Below are 19,400 nucleotides of genomic sequence, written 5' to 3'. Positions count from 1 at the left end.
GGGGTTAACTATCAGGTTTTTTCGATTTTACGCACGTAAGGGGGGTGGGTAGATGGCTGTTAGTATTGTGAGGTTAAAAGAACAGCTCATGAACAGTATTGATATTACAGATTTAGTCGAAGTTGAAAAGGTAGAAAGATATATTGATCTTGTAAAAGCATTTAGAAAAATAAATAAAACTATTAATAAAGAAGGCGAGTCCGTAACGATAAAAAACGGTTCTCAAGTTTTTGTTAAAGCCCACCCTCTTATAAGTGAGAGGAATAAAATTAACAGTTCATTAATTGCTTTGGGAAGAGATATAAAACTTTCTCCTAAAGTTGGTGCTTCTAATTCGGGTTACAGTCCAAGTGATTTAGTATGATTAGGCAAAAATATGTAGATGAATACATTGAACTTTATAGAAGTGGTAAAGTAAAGTTCAACAATGAAAGAGAACTGTTAATTAAATACCTGGAAAAATACGTTTTAAACAGAGACGACTTGTATTTTGATGATGAAATGATCGAGAAGTGTATCCGCTTTGGTGAAAAGTGGTACTTTCCATTACAATCATTTCAAAAATTCTTAATAGCATTCGTCTTTTTATTTTATAAGAAAAATGACCGTGTATTTTATCGTAAATTCTTGTGGATGCTTGGCCGTGGTGGCGGTAAAAATGGTTTAATGACAGTTATTCTTCACTTTTTAATAAGCGAATTACATGGAATTCCTGAATATAACATTTCTGTTGTTGCAAACAGTGAAGAGCAAGCAAAAACAAGCCCAGATGAAATTCATAAATGTATTAAGAGAAATGAAGTTTTACAAAGAGCTTTTAAAACAACATTAACACAAACCATTTCGAAATCGACTGGAAGTGTAGTGAAGTTTAGAACATCAAACGGGGATACAAAAGATGGTCTTCGCGATGGGGCTGTAATGTTTGATGAAGTCCATCAATATGAAAGCAATAAAGATGTCCGTGTTCACATCAGTGGTTTGGGAAAAAAGAAAAATCCGCGTGAATTTTACATTGGTACAGATGGATATGTAAGAGATGGATTCTTAGATAAATTAAAAGAAAAGGCTATGAAAGTTTTAAATGGTGAAGCCCGTCCGAATGCGCTGTTCCCTTTCATCTGTAAATTAAATGATGAAAAAGAAGTTGATGACATCGATAATTGGGAAATGGCGAATCCAATGTTATCTCAGCCGTTAAGTGAGTATGCTGAAGGCTTACTTGAAACAATAAAAGAAGAGTATGAGGATTTAGAGGACGATCCAAGTAACCGAGAAGAATTCATGACAAAGCGAATGAACTTGCCTGTTACAAATTTAGAAAGGTCGGTTGCAAAATGGTCAGAGATCCTTGCTACAAATCGTCCTTTTCCTGATTTATATGCTCAAGAATGCATAGGGGCGTTAGACTTTGCAAGTATTCGGGACTTTGCAGCATGTGGTCTTTTATTTAGACAAAATGGGGAATACATTTTTAAAACTCATTCCTTCGTACGAAAAGAATTTGTTGATATCTATTACGGATATTCTAAAAAAGCAGGTGAATTTAAAAAACAGAAATTTGCTCCTATAAAAGAGTGGGAAGAGCAAGGATTACTAACAGTTGTTGATGAACCGACTATTAATCCTCAACACATTGTTGATTGGTTTGTAGAAATGCGAGAACAATATGGGATTAAAAAAATTATAGCTGATAACTTCCGTATGGAAGCAATAAGACCACTATTAGTAGCAGAAGGGTTTGAAATAGAAGTTATACGAAACCCAAAAGCAATTCATAGTTTGTTAGCTCCACGTATTGAAATGGCGTTTGCAAATAAACAAATTATTTTTGAGGATAATCCACTAATGCGTTGGTATACGCAAAATGTGTTGGTTGTTATTAAAGCTGATGGAAATAAAATATACGAAAAGAAAGAGCCTGTTCGTCGAAAAACAGATGGGTTTCAGTGTTTTGTTCATGCTCTTTATCGGGCGGATGAGATACAAGAAGCTACTGATTTTGTTATAGGCAATATTAAATTCTAATAAAGGGGGTGATAACCATTGGATGGTTAGGTTCAGTATTTAAAAGAAATAAAGAACTAGAATTCATGTTGGATCTGGACATAATAACTGATACAGCAAACAGGCTTCATATGAAACGATTGGCAATTGATACATGCGTTTCATTTTTAGGAAGGACGATTAGTCAATCTGAATTTAGAATAAGAAATGGTAAAGCATTTAAGAAGAATGAGCTTTATTATCGATTAAACGTAAGACCAAACAAGAATATGACCGCAAGTACCTTTTGAGAACGGTTTGTTCGAAAACTTATTTATGATAATGAGTGTTTAGTTATACAAGCAGATGATGGTGATTTACTTATTGCAGATGGATTTCAACATAATGAGTACGCTGTGTTTGAAGATACTTTTACGGATGTAAGGGTAAAAGAATATACGTTTAAGAGAAGTTTTAAGCAAAGCGAAGTTATTCATTTGAAGTATCGGAATGATAAATTAACCCCACTTATTGATGGATTATTTGCAGATTATGGGGATTTGTTCGGCAGAATATTAAACTCTCAAAAACGTAAAAATCAAGTTCGTGGAACAGTTGATATGGATATGATTGGTGCTAAAACTGAGGAACAAATAGCAAAGTTACAAGAGTTTATAGACAACATGTATAAGTCAATTGGTTCGAAAGATATAGCTATTGTTCCACAGCAAAAAGGTATTAATTATAACGAGATATACAATGGTGTTGCAAATGGCCCAAGTGTGGAAGAAATCAATAAAGTAACAAATGGTTTTTTAAATCAAGTAGCTATGGCAATCGGTATTCCTATAGCTTTGATATATGGAGAAATGGCTGATGTAGAAAAGCAAACGAAAAATTATATGCTTTTCACAGTACGACCATTATTAAAAAAACTATCTGATGAAGCGAACGTTAAATTCTTTGAAATGAGTGAATATCTTTTGGGACAAAAAATTGAGGTTAAAGCTGTTTCCTATCAAAGTATATTTGATCTTGCGACAAGTATTGATAAGCTCATTTCTTCAAGCGCATTTACAGGAAATGAAATTCGTTCAGAAGTAGATTATGAAGAGTCAGATGATGCAAACCTAAATGTCCATCATATTACGAAGAACTATACAAAATTAAATGAATCTGAAGGGGGTGAGAAATGATGGAACATGTGAATATGAGTAAGCTTTTGAATTTGAAACGAGACATTCGTTTTGAAGCTAAAGGTGAAAATGAATACAAATTAACTGTTTATGGATCAATTGGTGGATGGTTTAGTGAAAATAATGCTGAAGCAGTAAGAAGAAAAATTCAAGATGTTAAAGCGGAAAAAATTCACGTTCATATTAATTCGGGTGGAGGTTCCGCATTCGATGGTGTAGCAATTTGTAATCAGTTAAAGCAGCATAGTGCAGAAATTATAGTTCATATTGATGGTTGGGCAGCTAGTGCCGCATCTGTAATTGCAATGGCAGGAGACAGAATTATTATGCCTAGTAATACTATGATGATGATTCACCAAGCAAGTACCTTTGAATATGGAAACGCAGATCTTTTTGAAAAAACAGCAAGAGATTTACGAAAGATTGATTCAGCTTTAGCAGGATCTTATAAGAAACGTTTTGTTGGAACAGATGAAGAATTAAAACAACTTTTAAAAGATGAAACTTGGCTAACAGCAGAGGAAGCAGTAGCTCTTGGTTTAGCTGATGAAATTGCTGATGAAATTGAAATTGATGATACGCAAGAGGATGAAGAAGAGGAAGTTGTAGAAAATTTAAAAGAAAGTTTAGTAGCTAAGTATACGAAACAACAAAATAATCAAAATCCAAAAGAGCTTATTCAAGAGCCTGTTAATACAAAACAGAATCTGAGTAGGCTCTTTTTAACTTTAGGAGGAAAATAAAATATGGTTATCAAGTTTAATAATTTTGAAGAAAAGAAACTAGCATTTGCAAAAGCTACACAGGAAGGTACAGCAGAAGAACAATCAGTAGCATTGAACTCCATGATTGAAGCACTTGCTACAGATGTAAGAGCAGATATTTTAAATCAAGTGAATGAATCAATGGTAGATCGTTCTATTATGCAATCTCGCGGTGCTAATGTATTAACAAGTGAAGAAATGAAGTTCTTTAATGCAGTTGTGGAAGAAGGCGGCTTTAAGTCTACTGAAACTTTACCTAAGACAACTCAAGAACGTATTTTTGATGATTTAGTTGAAGATCATCCTTTCCTACAACATATCGGTCTTGAAAATCTGGGTGCAGTAACAGAATTTATTTACGGGGATCCAGAAGGTGCAGCGGTATGGGGACCATTATTTGATGATATTAAAGGGCAATTAAATGCTACATTCCGTAAAGATAGCATTTCCCAACTTAAATTAACGGCATTTATTCCATTAGCAAATGACATGTTGAAACTTGGGCCTGTATGGGTAGAACGTTATGTTCGTACAATGATTACAGAAGCGATGAAAGTAGGTTTAGAGCGTGGATTTGTAGCTGGTACAGGTAAAAATGAACCTATCGGGTTATTAAAAGATCCAAGTGGAAGTGTTGTGAATGGAGTATATCCAGATAAAAAGCCAGTAGGCACTTTAACGTTCGAACCAGGCCGCAAAACAATCAATGAATTAAAAGATGTTGTTAAACTACTAGCTAAAAAATTGAATGCTGATGGTTCAGACGCAGATCGACCAAAAAATATTGCTGGTAAAGTAGTTATGGTAACTAATCCGTTTGATACTTTTGATATTCAAGCAAACGCGACAATTCAAAATGCGGCTGGAGTATATGTAACTAGTTTGCCATTTAATCCAATTCTTACAGAGTCAGTGTTTGTACCTCAAGGAAAAGTATTATTCTTTGTTAAAGGTCAATATGTTGCAGCAATGGGTGGAACAGAGCCAATCAAGAAGTATGAAGAAACATTAGCTTTAGAAGATGCAACTGTTTATATTGCTAAACAATATGCTACAGGTAAACCGAAGGATAAATACACTTCACAAGTTTACACATTAAAGCTTGAAGAAGTAACACCACCGACTGAAGGGTGATGTAAATGGAAACAGTAATTTCAGACGAAATAATACAGCAGTTCAAAGATAGGATGCACTTGGGTGATGATGAAGACGATAACCTAAAGCGCATCCTTTTTGCATCCAATGAAGCTTTATTAAAAGTATGTGGATTGTATGACATAAACAAAGATGAGACGTTCAAAGAATTAGTTTTTGAACGTTCTCGTTATGCTTATAATGATGCACTTGAGTATTTTACTAAAAACTTTTTAACCGAAATTAATAGTTTTGGTATTGCAAAAGCATTGGAAGAAATCAAATTGGATGGTGAGTAAAATGCGTCCTTTTCAGTATAAAAAACCACTGAATACAGGTGACTTTAGAAATCGAATTAGCATTGAACAACCTGAAATAATAAAAGATGAATTGAATCAAGCAATTGAAACAGGTAATTGGGAAGAAGTTAAAAGTGCATGGGCAATGATAAAAACGGTGAAAGGCTCTGAGTATATTGAAGCTTCAGCTTCACAGTCTACACGAATTTATCGGTTTGTAATTCCTTATAAAACAGGTATTACAGAATTAATGCGAATTAATATGAAGAATCGTATCTTTGACATTATCGAACCGCCAATGAATGATGATGAAATGTATCAAACATTGACTATTATCGCAAAGGAGCATGTTTAATATGAGTAATTTTGCGAGTGATCTTGCTAGAGAATTGCAAAGGTATGCAAATGTTGTGGAAGAAGAATTAACAAATGCACAAGAAGATGTAGCTGATATTGCTGTAAACAAGTTAAGACAAAATAGTCCTAAAAAAACAGGTGGTTATCGTAAAGGTTGGCGTAAGAAAAAAGTAGATAAAGCCGTTGTTATCCATAATACAAAAGGGCAATTAACGCATCTTTTAGAAAATGGCCATGCGAAAGCTAGTGGTGGCCGAGTACCGGAGAAAGTGCATATTCGTCCCGTTGAAGAGTATGTAATTGATGAATTGCCAAAACGTATTGAAAGGGCAATTGAATCATGACATTAACATTAGGAGAATTTATAAAAATTCTTGAAGCTACAGGCTATCCTGTGGCTTATTCGCATTTCATAGCAACACCAGGTAATCCAGTTCCGGCGCCACCGTATATCTGTTTTCTTGTGGATGGGTCAGCAAATTTAATGGCTGATAACAAAGTGTATCACAAGATAAATGATGTAAATATAGAGCTTTATACAACTAAGAAAGATGTAGTTGCGGAAGCCAAGCTAGAACAAGTTCTAGATGATCACGAGATTCCTTATGACTCGTATGGGACTTTTATTGAATCTGAAAATATGTATCAAAAATTTTATGAAACGAGGTTGATATAAATGAATGAAAATAAAGTAGCATTTGGTTTAAAGAATGTCCATTATGCGCTTTTCGATATTAAAGATGGTGTAGTTACATTTAATACACCAATTCCATTACCTGGTGCGGTTGAATTAACGTTTGATCCACGAGGGGATTTAATTGAATTCTACGCTGATGACATGCTTTATTACGCTGCAAGTAATAACCAAGGGTATGATGGAACGCTTTCTATTGCGACTATTCCGGAACAATTTGCAATTGATGCACTAGGAGAGGAATTAGACCAAGAAGATGGTGTGTTAAATGAGTTAGCGGATGCTAAAGGAAAATCATTTGCATTATTATTTGAATTTGATGGCGATGTACGAGCAACTCGACACGTTATGTTTAACTGTTCTGCAAGTCGTCCAACACTTGCATCTAAAACGAAAACAAATTCAGCGGAGCCAAATACAAATGAACTTAAATTTGTATCCAGCCCTATTGATATTAATGGAAAACGTATGGTTAAAACGAAAACTACTACTAAATCAAAAACAGATATTTATAATAATTGGTACAAAAAAGTGTATACAAAAGTACCTGCATTACCAAAAGGAGCGTAAGTAGATGGAAAAGACAATTACAATAGACGGAAAACAGGTCAAATTAAAAGCTAATGCAGCATCAGCCAAGCGATATAAGGCGCAATTTAGACGGGATTTATTTGCCGATATGTTTAAATTAGGAGCTATAGGTACATTCGCTTCGCAAGATGCAACAGAAGGCACTATTGATTTTTCTAACTTAGATTTCGATAAAGTAGATTTTGAAGTTTGTTACGATTTAGTTTGGTTATACGCTAAAACAGCTGATCCTGAAATTCCAGACCCGATGACTTGGTTAGAAGGGTTTGATGAGTTTCCTATTTACGATATAATGCCGGAAATTAATGAGATGGTTCAAAAAACAATGGGAGCAAAAAAAAAGTAAAGAAAATTAATGAAGAGCAAGGGACTTTCAGTGATGAAGAATTAAGCACTGAATTGTTCCTTGCTCTTTGCTATGAAGCAAAGCTTACATATTGGGACTTAGAAGTGATGACGATTGGTGATTGTTTTGATTATATCGCTGAGTATGCTGAAATGAAAAATCCAGGAAAAGAAAAAGTTCGAAAAGCAACTCAAGAAGACTTTAATGCTTTCTAAGAAAAAGGGGTGAGATAATGGCAGGAGGAAAAATTAAAGGAATTACGATTGAAATTGGAGGGAATACGCAGCCGTTACAAAATGCCTTAAAAGACGTGAATAAGCAAAGTGATTCTTTGACTAAAGAGTTAAAAGATGTTGAACGTTTATTAAAGTTTGATCCCAGTAACGTTGAGGCACTTGCTCAAAAGCAACAGTTGCTTACACAACAAATTGAAAAAACTACACAAAAGCTCGATAAATTAAAAGAAGCGGAGCAACAGGTTCAAGAGCAATTTCAAAATGGGAAAATCTCAGAAGAGCAGTACCGCGCATTTAGGCGTGAAATTGAATTTACACAAGGGTCACTTGATGGTCTGAAAAACAAGCTCGGTAATATGAAAGCCGAACAAGAAAATGTAGCAAGTTCAACACGACAATTAGAAACTTTATTTAGTGCTACAGGAAAAAGTGTTGATGATTTTGCGAGGGCATTAGGTAATCGTCTTGTAAATGCAATTAAAAGTGGATCGGCTACAAGTCGACAGTTAGAACAAGCAATTGGTCTTATTGGTCGTGAAGCATTAGGAACTGAAGCTGATATTGAAAAATTACAACGTGCCCTTCGATCTGTGGATGCCGGAAACTCTATACAACAAGTACAAAATGAGTTAAGAGATTTACAACAAGAAGCTGGCAGAACCGAGAAGAAGTTTGAAGGACTCAAAGTAGGACTCGAAAACGTCATTGGTGGTATAGCGGCTGGTGGTGGTATTGCAAGCGCAGTAGAACAAGCGATGGATATGTCAAAGTTAAAGACAAAGATTGATATTACTTTTGAGGTCCCAGAGTCTTCGAAAAAATCAGTTGAAGAAGCTGTAAGAGGAATTACGGCATATGGTGTGGATGGAGCAGCGGCTTTAGAAGGTATTAGAAGACAATGGGCTTTAAATAAAGATATAAGTGACCAAGCAAATGCATCAATGGCAAAAAGTGCAGCAGTTATAGCTCAATCCTATGAAGGGATTGATTTTACTGAATTAATTCAAGAAACCTATGAAATAGGTAATGAATTAGGAATATCTCAAGAACACGCTCTATCTATGACAGATGCGTTGTTAAAAATGGGATTTCCACCGGAACAATTAGATATCATTGCCGAATATGGGAGTCAGTTGACTCGTGCAGGATTTAAAGCTGAAGAAGTCCAAGCAATTATGGAAGCTGGTGTTGAAACTGGTAGTTGGAATTAGATTATAGTTCCCTTGTATGGTGACGTACAATGAAAAACTCCTTTAATTCAGTGAAACTCTCAAATGAGACAATACTGAGCGAAGCCTTTTTATTAAGGAACGTGCAACGACTAGTCGGAAGACGTAGGGTGTAAGCAAATGACACTCGAAACGGGGAGCAACTCAAGTAGTTGAAGATATAGTCTAATCTATACGGTGACGTATAGCAGTTCATAAGAGAACGTGCGTGACGTTGCGCATCACGTTGAATATAAATGATTGATAATCTTTTAGATGGGCTTAAAGAAGGTAGGATTCAATTAAATGAATTCGCACAAGGAGCTGACAAAGCTTTAAAAGAAGCACTTGATGGTTCTGGTATTGCAACTGAACAAATAGAAAAATGGGGTGCAGCTGTCGCTAAAGGTGGAAGTGATGGTTCAAAAGCTATGGTAGAAGTAGCTAAAGCGATAGAAGGAATAGAAGATCCTGTTAAAAAGAATCAAGTAGGAGTTAAAGTTCTAGCCACTATGTTTGAGGACCAAGGGCAAAATTTAACTAATACTTTAATAAGAGCTTCGGAAAAAACCGTAGACTTCCAAAAGAATCAGGAGAAATTGAATGAATCCATAAAAAAAATGGATGCAAATCCAGCAGTTAAGTTTCAAAAGGCAATGGAAGATTTAAAAATGGCTCTTGAACCTATACTAGGAGTGATTGCTGATGTTGTTGCTAGTATTGCTGATTGGATTTCTAATAATCCAGAATTAGCAGCGACATTAGCAGCAGTTGCAACGGCTATTGGGGTAATTTCAGGGGCACTTATGGCAATTGCGCCAATAGTTATGGCGGTCATGGGTGTATTTGAAATCGGAGCCGCCGCCGCACTAGGCATAGTTGCAATAGTTCCTATTATCATAGCGGCTATAGTTGCTCTAGGAGTGGCTATTTATAAAAACTGGGATGATATTAAAAATTGGACAATAGAAGCATGGGATTCTATTAAAGAGTACTTAGTAGAGCTTTGGGACGGGATATCCCAGTCCTGTAGTGAAGCATGGTCTTCATTTTTAGAAGCAATGCATGAATTTTTTGATCCGATAGGTCAATTTTTTAGTGATTTATGGGAGGGTGTGAAGCAGGCGTGTAGCGATGCATGGAATTCTACTGTTGAATTCTTTTCTGAAGCATGGTCTTCTTTCATAGAAATGATGCATAGTTTCTTTGATCCGATAGGTGAATTCTTTAGTAGTTTATGGTCTGGGATTGTTGAAACTGCTTCCTCTTGGTGGTCCTCTTTAGTTGAAACAGCATCTGAATTGTGGGGAACATTAACGCAAGCATGGCAAGAAACATGGGATACAATTCTTACTGTTTTAGATCCAATTATTTCGGCAGTTTCTACCGTTTTAGAAGCTGGTTGGTTGTTAATACAGGCAGGTGCACAAATTGCATGGGCGGCAATCTGTCAATATATTATTCAACCGATTCAGGAAGCTTACGACTGGGTAAGTACACAAATCGGTGAAATGGTCACTTGGCTTGGTACACAATGGGAAATTGCAAAAGCAATGGCGCAAATTGCTTGGGGACTATTTAAGCAATATATTATTCAACCTGTTCTAGATACATGGAACTTAGTAAAAGAAAAGTTCAGTGATTTAGTTTCTTGGCTAAATTCACAATGGGAGACAGTTAAATCATATACATCAGCAGCATGGGGTTTATTTAAACAATATATTATAAAACCTGTACAAGATACTTGGAATTTAGTAAAAGAAAAGTTTAGTGATTTATCCAATTGGATGTTAGGAATTTGGGCGAAAATAAAAGGGTATACACTTGAAGCATGGAAGATGGTTTACACATACATCGTTGAACCAGTTATTTCAGCTTATAATTCTGCAAAAGAGAAATTTAATGATATGTACAACACAGCACGGGAAAAATTTGATTCTGTTAAGAATGCAGCTCAAGAAAAATTTGAAGCGGCAAAACATTTCATTATAGATCCAATTAAAGATGCAGTTGACAGTATAGAAAAATTCATTGGAAAGATTAAAGGATTCTTTAGTGACTTGAAGTTGAAAATTCCAAAACCAGAAATGCCGCCTCTTCCACACTTCAGCTTACAAACTAGTACGAAAAACATTTTAGGAAAAGATATTACATTTCCGTCCGGCCTCAATATAGATTGGCGTGCAAAAGGTGGTATCTTCACTAAACCGACTATCTTTGGAATGAATGGCGGAAACTTGCAAGGTGCAGGAGAAGCCGGAAAAGAAGCGGTTTTACCATTGAATAAAAAGACACTTGGAGATATTGGTGCAGGAATTGTAGCAGCCATGCCACGACAACAATTTGCTATGCCGAGAGAAATAAATCAACTAATGGGTGACATGAGCCGTATAATGGCTAGTTCTGTGAGTCAATTATCAGGATTAAAGAGTGTCATGAGTGGTGTGTATGGAAGCATGTCAAATAGTAGACAAGCTATGGCAAGCAGCGTATCAAATCAAGTGATTAATTACGGATCTAGTTCATCTTCTAGTGGTGAAGTTATTCCAATGCTTGGTGGAGATTTAGTTATTGAAGTGCCTGTTAATTTAGAAGGAAGAGACGTGGCACGCGGTACTTATCGCTATACAACCGAGTATCAAGAAAGAGAAGCAAAAAGAAACTCAGCCTTTTAGGTTTGGGTTTCTTTTATTTTATAAAGAAATGAGGTGTTGGCATGAGTTCTTTTACTTTTAACAACCAACGAAAGGAGTACATTCAAATAGAAAAGGGATGGAGTCCACCAGCATGGGCACCTCTAAAACGTAATTTCTTAAAAACACCTGGATATCCAGGTGCAAGATTATTAGGAACGGATACAGACCCTCGTCCACTTCCTGTCCCTGTAGGAATTATCGTTCCAGATGGAACAGATTTAGAAACGTTAAAAGAAGAAATAGCAGCATGGTTAATTACAGAAGAAGCAGTTGAGCTAGTATTTGATGCAACTCCTGATCGAACATATTTAGCTATAATTGATGAAGATTTTAATCTTGATGATTTCGTTACGTTAGGTAAAGGTACTTTGAAGTTTATTTGTCCGATGCCTTATAAATTAGGACCTACCCGAACAGTAGAATTTCAAACAGGTGCACTGGGGTTAATGGCAAACGTTCAAAATAAAGGAACTGTTCATTCTAATCCTATTATTGAGATCGACATTACGAAACCAAACACTTTTTTAGATGTATGGTTTGAAGATAAATATTCAAAGGAACCGGATTATTTCCGTATCGGAGAGCCATTAAAAATGGAACAATTGCCTGTAGAAAGAAATCAACGTCTTATATGGGATGAAATGTCCACAACTGTAGGGTGGAGTAAGGTTAGTTCTATGGAAGATGGTAATCCAGTTGGTGAAATGAAAACAGATAGTTACCAATTCTATTGTTCGGACTATGGCTCGGGTAATGGATGGCATGGCGCAGCTGTTAAGAAGAGTATCCCTGGTGGGCCAGTACAAGATTTTATTATGCAAGCCCACGTTACATGTAAAAGTAAAAAGATCAATGAAATGGGACGAGTTGAGATAGCAATACTCGATGAAAACAGCAAAGTTCTTTCAAAAATTGCTATGAATGACCTCTATTGGCAAGCTGAACAAAATTTTGGAACGATGGTAATTGGATATGATAATAAGCCTGGAAAAACAGGTTTAATTTATGAGAGTGGTGATTATCCGAATACATGGAATCAGTATTATGGTAGGTTGTGGATTGCTAGAACCGGTAATGATTGGGAAGCTTATATTTCAAAATTTCTTCCTGGAACAGAAAAAGATGATTCAGAACGCTTTGCAAGATGGACCGATAAAGACAATAAACATATGGAAAAAGCGGCTCAAATACAGATTAGTATCATGCAGTGGCAAGATGTTCCGCCAGTAGAAGCCATGACAGTTTCGGATTTGAAATTTTGGAAAGTGAATTTAAATAATCAAAATACACCGCCTTATATAGTCGATGTTGGTGACAAAGTCGTAATTGATACAGAAAATAGTCATGTAATGATTGAAGGGAAGGATGCGATTAATATTAAGGACATTTTCAGTAATTTTCCTATCATTAATAAAGGTATGAATACACTAGAAATCATGCCTTCTGATATCGGAACAGCAAAGGTTAAATATAGGGAGCGGTTTAGATGAGAACACCAAGTGGAGTCTTACATATTATTGATTTTAAAACCAGTCAAATCGTTTCAGCTATACAACCAAAAGATTATTGGGATGATAAACGTCATTGGGAAATCAAGAATAATATCGATACTTTAGAGTTTAAAGTATTTGATAACACGAAATATGCAGCAACACTTATGCAACAGAACTTAGTATTAAAAGAAGTAAGGGATGGGCGTATTGTTCCGTATGTAATCACTGAAGTAGAAAAAGACCCTGACGATAGATCCGTAATTACTTATGCATCAGGTGCATGGATTAATCTTGCTAAAGATGACTATATTTGTCCGCAGAAAATTGAAGGTAAGACAGTAAATGAATTTATGGATATTGCTCTTGTAGGTACAAAATGGAAGCGTGGTAAAACGGAGTATGCTGGATTTCATTCTATGACTATTGATGAATTTATAGATCCATTGAGTCTCTTAAAAAAGATTGCTTCCCTATTTGAACTAGAAATTATATACCGTGTTGAAGTGGTTGGTTCTCGAATTGCAGGTTGGTATGTAGACATGGTGAAAAAAAGAGGAAGAGAAACAGGAAAGGAAGTCACGTTAGGTAAAGATTTAGTTGGAATTAAACGTATTGAAAACTCACAAAACATTTGTACAGCTTTAATTGGCTTTATCAAAAAAGAAGGTGGAGAAGTTCTCACTATCTCAGATATAAATAAGGGTATTCCATATATTGTGGATAACGATGCATTTCAACGTTGGAATGAAAAAGGTAAACACAAATTTGGATTTTATACTCCAGAAACAGAAGAAGATATAACACCAGAACGCTTATTGACTCTTATGAAAATAGAGTTAGCAAAACGTGTGAATACCTCTGTCTCTTATGATGTTCAAGCACAAAGTATAGGGCGTGTATTTGGACTAGCTCACGAGTTAATCAATGAGGGAGATACAATTCGAATTAAAGATATTGGATTCACACCTAAGCTTTATTTAGAAGCAAGGGCAATCGCTGGTGATGAATCACATACTGATCCTTCGCAAGATAAATACGCATTTGGTGATTACCGTGAGATTACAGATCCAAATGAAGAACTACGAAAGATTTACAATCGTATCCTTAGTTCACTAGGTAGTAAGCAAGAACTGATAAATCAGTTAGATAAATTAGTGAAAGATGCAAATGAAACAGCTAATAATGCTAAGAAAGAATCAGAAGTAGCAAAAACACTGGCTGAAAAAGTTCAAGAGAATCTTAAAAATAATACGGTAAATATAATTGAAGCTAAAAATCCACCGACCGATAATCTTATAGTAGGTAAAACATTATGGCGAGATATTAGCAATGGTAAACCTGGTATTTTAAAAGTGTGGAACGGTAAAGGTTGGGAGCTTCTTATTCCTGATATGGAAACTATCAAGAAAGAAACAATGGAGCAGGTTAATAAGGATATTAAACTTACAAAAGAAGAATTAAATAAAAAAGTGGAAGAAGCGCAAAAAGAAGCTTCGGGACAATTCAAGGAAGTTAAAAATAGTCTCCAAGAAGTTTCGCAAACTATTAAAAATGTACAAAACTCTCAAGGTGAAATTAATAAAACTGTCTCTGAAATGAAACAAACCAACGAAGGTTTTACTAAATCTATTGAGTTATTAACAAAAAAAGATGGTGAAATCACTGGAAAGTTAAATACAGTAGAAGAGACTTTTGAAGGTACAAAAAAGACAATCTCTGAGGTGCAGCAAACAACAAATGCTTTAAAGAAAACTACAACTGAAATTACAGAAAAGGCTGGTCAGATTAGTGAGAAGTTGGAGAGTGTAGAAAAGAAAGTTAATAACGATAAAGCTGGAGGACGTAATCTGTTATTAGATTCAAATGCTAAATACGAAAAAACAGATTATCTAATCAATCCATATTCTCTAACCGAAAATTTCTCTACAGGTGAAGAATATACATTTGTAATTAAAGGTAGCGTTCCGAAGGGGCAGAAGTTCGGGATTTGGCAAAATGGCGGTTCGAATAATGTTGGATATGCAACAAGTGTTTATGCGAATGGAATTACCTATGTAACTTTTAAAGCTGTAGCAGCAACGAGTGGAAATGAAAGGAAGTTGAGTCTGTATAACTTTCCAAGTAACACTACAAAAGCCATTGTAGAATGGGTTGCTTTATATAAAGGGAATAAGCCACAGGATTGGACACCAGCTCCAGAAAATCAAGTAACGAATGATGAATTCAGTAAGAAAACAACCGAGATTGAAAAAAGCGTGGATGGTATTAAAGAAAGTATTAAAATGGCAGAAAAAACACAAACCTCTTTTAATGAACGTGTTAACACTGTAGAAAAGAATGCAGAAGGAACAACTGCAAGCGTTAAAAAATTACAGGAAACACAAACTCAGCAAGGGAAAACATTAACTCAGGCTGCCACAACGATACAGCAACACTCTGAAGCATTGAAATTAACAATGAAAAAGAAAGATGTTGAGGATTATGTAGGCGGTTTAGGTACTGTCAACGAGTTGCGTGATGCGGATTTTAAGTTAGGACCGAAATATTGGTTTTGGAATAGTGGTAATGGGGCTACTGGTTCTGTTGATACGAATTTAAAATACAAAGGCATGAATACATTTGCAATTACCGTTACTGGCCAGACTCAAGATCGTTGGTGGGGACTTACAAGTCAATTCATTGAGTGTCAGGTTAACGAAGCCTTTGTTGCATCGGGTTATTTCAATACTGATGGGAAAACACCTATTGATAGTGGCGGCGCATTTATTGAAATTGAATGGTGGACTGCTGACAAAAAAACTCGCATTAAAACAGCTAGAACGAATATCAAGGTTGTAAATCATACATGGGTTCCTGCTGTATGTTCAGATAAAGCACCAGCCAATGCATCGTTTGTGAGATGGCGTTATTACGTTACAAGAAATGGGCGTTTGTGGTGTGCTGCACCTATGTTACAACGTGGCACCATAGCTACAGAATTTTGGTTACATCCGAAAGATCAAACGGATGTTGATAAAATGCTAGAAGATATAGCTAATAGAGTAGCTACTGAGAAATACAATCAGAAAGTTACAGAGTTAGAAAGAAGTATTGGCGCAAATGAAAAAGGTATTACAATCGTTTCTAGAAAACAAGAAACGTTTATAAATGAGACTTATAATGCCTATGCAAGGAAAACGGAATCTAGGTTAGAAGTGTTAGATGAAGGGATTTTAGCGCAGATTTTAAAGGACGGAATTGTCACTGCCATCAATATGTCCCCTGGGAAAATTACAATCAATGCTGCAAAACTGGATATTAATGCAGATACAATGGTCAAATGGCTAACAGCAAAAGGCATTGATACGAATCTTATTAGAATTAACGGTGACAAAATAACCATTGATAAAGATGGTGTAACTGTTAAAATGCTAGACTTCCTATTCCAAGACGAATGGGGAACAAAAACAACTGCGGTATCAAGACGAAACCTAATAGCAGATCCCGACTTTTCTAGTGTTACAAAGAAAAACATTGGACATAACGATTATTATGGGTTTGAAGGTGGATACGGCCTTACTTGGAGGTCATGGGGAAATGTCGTAATAGAAAAGAATACACATATATTCGATTACGAGCAAATGGTGAATGCTACAAGGGTAGACATGTATAACTATCCAGAAGCAATCGTGAATAATGGCATACATCCCGGAAATGAATACACAGTATCTGCTCACTTTAGAGCATCTATGATAAATGGTGTACGTAAAACAGGGAAACCACGCTTACATGTATGTTGTGTTAAATTCCGAGACAATGTAAGTTACGATATATGGAATGAACAAAAAATGGACTTTCCTGAGCCGTCTACATTTTATGGAGAAATCAGAAGATATTCATTTACCTTCAAAGTCCCGAAAAACTATATTCCGCAACAACACGCATTGATTATTAAAGTTTGTTCTGGAAGTGCTGACATGAGACAAGGGACTGCGATTTGTGTAAGTGGTGTAACGCTATATAGTGGCAAATATGCATCTATGTATAATTGGGATCGTGCTGCAGCAGAAAGAGCGGATGGTATTCAGCCGTTTAACGCACTTGCTGTAGGTGGTGTGAATAATAATATAAAACCAGCAGCAGACGGACAAACATTTGATATAAGTACAGAAAAGGATGTAAAAGTTTTTTCTAATATAAGGGCGATGCAAGGAATTAATTTAGGCGGCGGTGGATTCCAACAATGGGGACATATTCGTTTTGTAGAAGGAAACCGGGGATTAGGATTCTATGTCTGTAACTCAAATGGATGGCACTTTAATAGTTTAGGATAAAGAAGAAAGGAGTAATAGTATATGAATCAGAATTCAGCTGTTACACCTCCACAACGTGGGGATGTAACACCGTTTATGGGATATTTAGTAGAGTTGGAAAGATCTGAAGCTGGAATTTTTGTAAACATCCCTATTAATGTATTAAATAATGCAGGGCTTTCAAATGGCATGAATAAAGTCGAGGTATGGAGGGAACTTGATGGAACTATAAGTTTTAGAATCGCAACAAGATGCGAAATCTGTAAACGTGGGGCACGTCTATATGAACTAGATATGGGATTTGCGAAAAAGCATATTTGTATAGAATGTTATACATCGCTTACGGGGAATTATCCATCACAGCAACCACCAACTAATGAAAATACAATGCAATCAATGTAAGGGCAGCAATTGCTGGTCTTTTTTATATTTCTGTTTATATTAGTTTTTTAGTATTTAAATTATTAATTATAATATATAATAAATATGATTTTGTTTTCATACAATTTAATATCGCATTTAGGAGGTATATTATGAAAAAAAAGTTTATGTTAACGATGCTTCTGCTTGCATTGGTGGTAGGATTACATCCTAATTCAATGACAAAAGCAGAAACCACAAGTACACAAGGTGAGCAATTTGAACAAGGTAAATATGATTTGAAAGCTGATTTTCCTTTTGGACAAAACTGGAATAGGAATTCACCTTATGCTGGAACAGAAACAACTAAAGTTAAATGGGAATACAAGCTCTATCACGAAAATGGTGTTAATCAACTGTTTTACACTCAACCAACAATCGGAAATGATGGGACGATTTATATAGGAAATTCTAACCGTAAATTGTATGCATTTAATAAAGATGGTTCAGTTAAATGGATTAAAGATGGTGTTACAAATTTATACACCTCACCAGTTGTAGCAGCAGATGGAACGATTTATGTTGCAGGAGGAAAACTAACAGCTTTAAATCCAGATGGTTCAGTTAAATGGCAATCTAAAGATACTGGTTATTATGATACTCCTATTCTAGACAGTGAAGGTACAGTTTATGTACGTTATGCTGGTAATAAAAGAACAATAGACGCGTATAATTCAGATGGATCAAAGAAGTGGGTATCAAGTGAACTGTCTAAAAATGCTAATGCAAATGGAACAAACTCTATGATTATATCAAAAGATGGAACAATTTATACTTTAGCTTCAAGTGGTGAGTATTATCATCTCTATGCTCATGATAAAAACGGTAAGGAATTATGGAATAAAAAGCTTAATGGAAATGGGGGTAACCCTGGTTTTTCTCTAGGATTAAATAGTGAATTATATATAAATGGTGGATCTATTTTATATGTTTTTGATAAAGATGGAAATCCAATAAAGCAGTGGAGGAATGATGATTTACTTTCAAGATCTGCTCCTACAATATATTCGAAAGATGGAACGATTTATATATCTAAAACTGGTGGTGTGTATGCATATAATCCGGACTACACATTAAAATGGAAATATTCAACAGGTACTCAAGTTATTAAAAATTCACCAGTAATAGATAAAAATGGTGTAGTATATGTTACTACAAGTCGTGAACTGCACGCTATAAATCCAGATGGATCACTAAAATGGAAAATGGCATCGTCAACCCTTAAATTACATGGTGGTACTTCAAACAATTCTATAAGCATTGATAAAGATGGCACCTTATATCTTTTAGGTCAGGGATCAAATAATAGTGTGGATTCTATCTATTATTCCCTAATAGCGATTGGAGACTCTTATACAGACACTGTGTGTACTAAAGATAGTACATACATGGAAGTACTTAAATCGCTGGAAGCAAAAAGTAAGACTGCTAAGTTAACAGATGAAGAGAAAAAAGAAGCACGTGATATTTTGAAGAAATTATCCGATGATCTTGATAAAACAGATAAATAAACTTAATTTGATTAATACAATTGTATGTTTTTTAGAAAAGAGGGACAAGCTGGTATTATCCCCTATAGGTAGACAGTAAAAAAAGAGTCCATCTGATATGATGGACTCAATACTGTTTTATCTGGAGGGGATTTTTTTATGGCAAGAAAAGGACAATCATTTCAAAAATATACAGAA

General features: G+C 35.4%; 15 protein-coding genes and 3 pseudogenes. All 18 read left to right on the top strand.

Annotation, left to right across the window (positions count from 1 at the left end):
- Positions 1 to 52: 52 nt before the first annotated feature.
- The 18 genes and pseudogenes from D1166_RS06575 to D1166_RS06495 all read left to right on the top strand — a co-directional run bounded on the left by D1166_RS06575 (position 53) and on the right by D1166_RS06495 (position 19,223).
- Positions 53 to 364, top strand: a complete 312-nt coding sequence (locus D1166_RS06575) for a P27 family phage terminase small subunit (protein WP_000301142.1) — start codon at positions 53 to 55, stop codon at positions 362 to 364.
- Entirely contained in the window at positions 361 to 2,028 is a 1,668-nt protein-coding gene (locus D1166_RS06570) for a terminase TerL endonuclease subunit (RefSeq protein ID WP_097814038.1), read from the top strand. The genes D1166_RS06575 and D1166_RS06570 overlap by 4 nt, the downstream gene beginning before the upstream one ends.
- Before the next feature lie 8 nt (positions 2,029 to 2,036).
- Positions 2,037 to 3,182 (top strand): annotated as a pseudogene (locus D1166_RS06565) (phage portal protein).
- Complete coding sequence (locus D1166_RS06560; protein ID WP_097814063.1) at positions 3,182 to 3,925, top strand: head maturation protease, ClpP-related; 744 nt, start codon at positions 3,182 to 3,184, stop codon at positions 3,923 to 3,925. Before D1166_RS06565 ends, D1166_RS06560 begins: the two are co-directional and overlap by 1 nt.
- Positions 3,926 to 3,928: 3 nt before the next feature.
- Positions 3,929 to 5,080 carry a phage major capsid protein gene (locus tag D1166_RS06555; protein WP_097814040.1) on the top strand — a complete coding sequence of 384 codons (1,152 nt, stop codon included), beginning with the start codon at positions 3,929 to 3,931 and terminating at the stop codon, positions 5,078 to 5,080.
- A 5-nt stretch (positions 5,081 to 5,085) separates the two neighbouring features.
- A complete protein-coding gene (locus tag D1166_RS06550; protein ID WP_000450783.1) occupies positions 5,086 to 5,379 on the top strand; it encodes a hypothetical protein in 294 nt (97 codons plus the stop codon).
- Position 5,380: 1 nt separating this feature from the next.
- Positions 5,381 to 5,734, top strand: a complete 354-nt coding sequence (locus tag D1166_RS06545) for a phage head closure protein (RefSeq protein ID WP_001247295.1) — start codon at positions 5,381 to 5,383, stop codon at positions 5,732 to 5,734.
- A gap of 1 nt (position 5,735) precedes the next feature.
- Entirely contained in the window at positions 5,736 to 6,080 is a 345-nt protein-coding gene (locus tag D1166_RS06540) for an HK97 gp10 family phage protein (protein WP_000064421.1), read from the top strand.
- Positions 6,077 to 6,412 carry a hypothetical protein gene (locus D1166_RS06535; RefSeq protein WP_000176452.1) on the top strand — a complete coding sequence of 112 codons (336 nt, stop codon included), beginning with the start codon at positions 6,077 to 6,079 and terminating at the stop codon, positions 6,410 to 6,412. The genes D1166_RS06540 and D1166_RS06535 overlap by 4 nt, the downstream gene beginning before the upstream one ends.
- The gene (locus D1166_RS06530; protein ID WP_097814041.1) at positions 6,413 to 7,000 is read left to right on the top strand and encodes a major tail protein; all 588 of its coding nucleotides are present in this window, start codon (positions 6,413 to 6,415) and stop codon (positions 6,998 to 7,000) included.
- A gap of 4 nt (positions 7,001 to 7,004) precedes the next feature.
- The gene (locus tag D1166_RS06525; RefSeq protein WP_000415912.1) at positions 7,005 to 7,367 is read left to right on the top strand and encodes a hypothetical protein; all 363 of its coding nucleotides are present in this window, start codon (positions 7,005 to 7,007) and stop codon (positions 7,365 to 7,367) included.
- 53 nt (positions 7,368 to 7,420) lie between these two features.
- Positions 7,421 to 7,582, top strand: a complete 162-nt coding sequence (locus D1166_RS31185) for a hypothetical protein (RefSeq protein ID WP_000477703.1) — start codon at positions 7,421 to 7,423, stop codon at positions 7,580 to 7,582.
- Positions 7,583 to 7,599: 17 nt separating this feature from the next.
- Positions 7,600 to 8,811: pseudogene (locus tag D1166_RS06520) on the top strand (hypothetical protein); the annotation flags it as partial.
- Positions 8,812 to 9,071: 260 nt separating this feature from the next.
- Positions 9,072 to 11,486 (top strand): annotated as a pseudogene (locus D1166_RS06515) (phage tail tape measure protein); the annotation flags it as partial.
- Positions 11,487 to 11,527: 41 nt separating this feature from the next.
- Positions 11,528 to 12,997, top strand: a complete 1,470-nt coding sequence (locus D1166_RS06510) for a distal tail protein Dit (RefSeq protein WP_097814044.1) — start codon at positions 11,528 to 11,530, stop codon at positions 12,995 to 12,997.
- Positions 12,994 to 17,313: a phage tail spike protein gene (locus D1166_RS06505; RefSeq protein ID WP_097814045.1), complete on the top strand. Its 4,320-nt coding sequence runs from the start codon at positions 12,994 to 12,996 to the stop codon at positions 17,311 to 17,313. The genes D1166_RS06510 and D1166_RS06505 overlap by 4 nt, the downstream gene beginning before the upstream one ends.
- A 21-nt stretch (positions 17,314 to 17,334) precedes the next feature.
- Positions 17,335 to 17,694 (top strand): hypothetical protein, encoded by a 360-nt coding sequence (locus tag D1166_RS06500; protein WP_097856642.1) that lies wholly within the window; start codon positions 17,335 to 17,337, stop codon positions 17,692 to 17,694.
- 131 nt (positions 17,695 to 17,825) lie between these two features.
- Entirely contained in the window at positions 17,826 to 19,223 is a 1,398-nt protein-coding gene (locus D1166_RS06495) for an outer membrane protein assembly factor BamB family protein (RefSeq protein ID WP_097814047.1), read from the top strand.
- Positions 19,224 to 19,400: the final 177 nt, after the last annotated feature.

This window comes from Bacillus sp. ISO11, from assembly GCF_003458115.1.
In the GTDB taxonomy this organism is placed as follows: Bacteria; Bacillota; Bacilli; order Bacillales; family Bacillaceae_G; genus Bacillus_A; species Bacillus_A cereus.
This window is presented reverse-complemented; position numbering and strand designations above follow the sequence as displayed.

Excerpts from the sequence above, each read along its gene's own strand:
- D1166_RS06505 (WP_097814045.1), top strand. The coding sequence starts at position 12,994 with ATGAGAACACCAAGTGGAGTCTTACATATTATTGATTTTAAAACCAGT.
- D1166_RS06495 (WP_097814047.1), top strand. The coding sequence starts at position 17,826 with ATGAAAAAAAAGTTTATGTTAACGATGCTTCTGCTTGCATTGGTGGTA.
- D1166_RS06510 (WP_097814044.1), top strand. The coding sequence starts at position 11,528 with ATGAGTTCTTTTACTTTTAACAACCAACGAAAGGAGTACATTCAAATA.
- D1166_RS06555 (WP_097814040.1), top strand. The coding sequence starts at position 3,929 with ATGGTTATCAAGTTTAATAATTTTGAAGAAAAGAAACTAGCATTTGCA.
- D1166_RS06575 (WP_000301142.1), top strand. The coding sequence starts at position 53 with ATGGCTGTTAGTATTGTGAGGTTAAAAGAACAGCTCATGAACAGTATT.
- D1166_RS06550 (WP_000450783.1), top strand. The coding sequence starts at position 5,086 with ATGGAAACAGTAATTTCAGACGAAATAATACAGCAGTTCAAAGATAGG.
- D1166_RS06525 (WP_000415912.1), top strand. The coding sequence starts at position 7,005 with ATGGAAAAGACAATTACAATAGACGGAAAACAGGTCAAATTAAAAGCT.
- D1166_RS06540 (WP_000064421.1), top strand. The coding sequence starts at position 5,736 with ATGAGTAATTTTGCGAGTGATCTTGCTAGAGAATTGCAAAGGTATGCA.
- D1166_RS06545 (WP_001247295.1), top strand. The coding sequence starts at position 5,381 with ATGCGTCCTTTTCAGTATAAAAAACCACTGAATACAGGTGACTTTAGA.
- D1166_RS06530 (WP_097814041.1), top strand. The coding sequence starts at position 6,413 with ATGAATGAAAATAAAGTAGCATTTGGTTTAAAGAATGTCCATTATGCG.
- D1166_RS06500 (WP_097856642.1), top strand. The coding sequence starts at position 17,335 with ATGAATCAGAATTCAGCTGTTACACCTCCACAACGTGGGGATGTAACA.
- D1166_RS06560 (WP_097814063.1), top strand. The coding sequence starts at position 3,182 with ATGGAACATGTGAATATGAGTAAGCTTTTGAATTTGAAACGAGACATT.
- D1166_RS06570 (WP_097814038.1), top strand. The coding sequence starts at position 361 with ATGATTAGGCAAAAATATGTAGATGAATACATTGAACTTTATAGAAGT.
- D1166_RS06535 (WP_000176452.1), top strand. The coding sequence starts at position 6,077 with ATGACATTAACATTAGGAGAATTTATAAAAATTCTTGAAGCTACAGGC.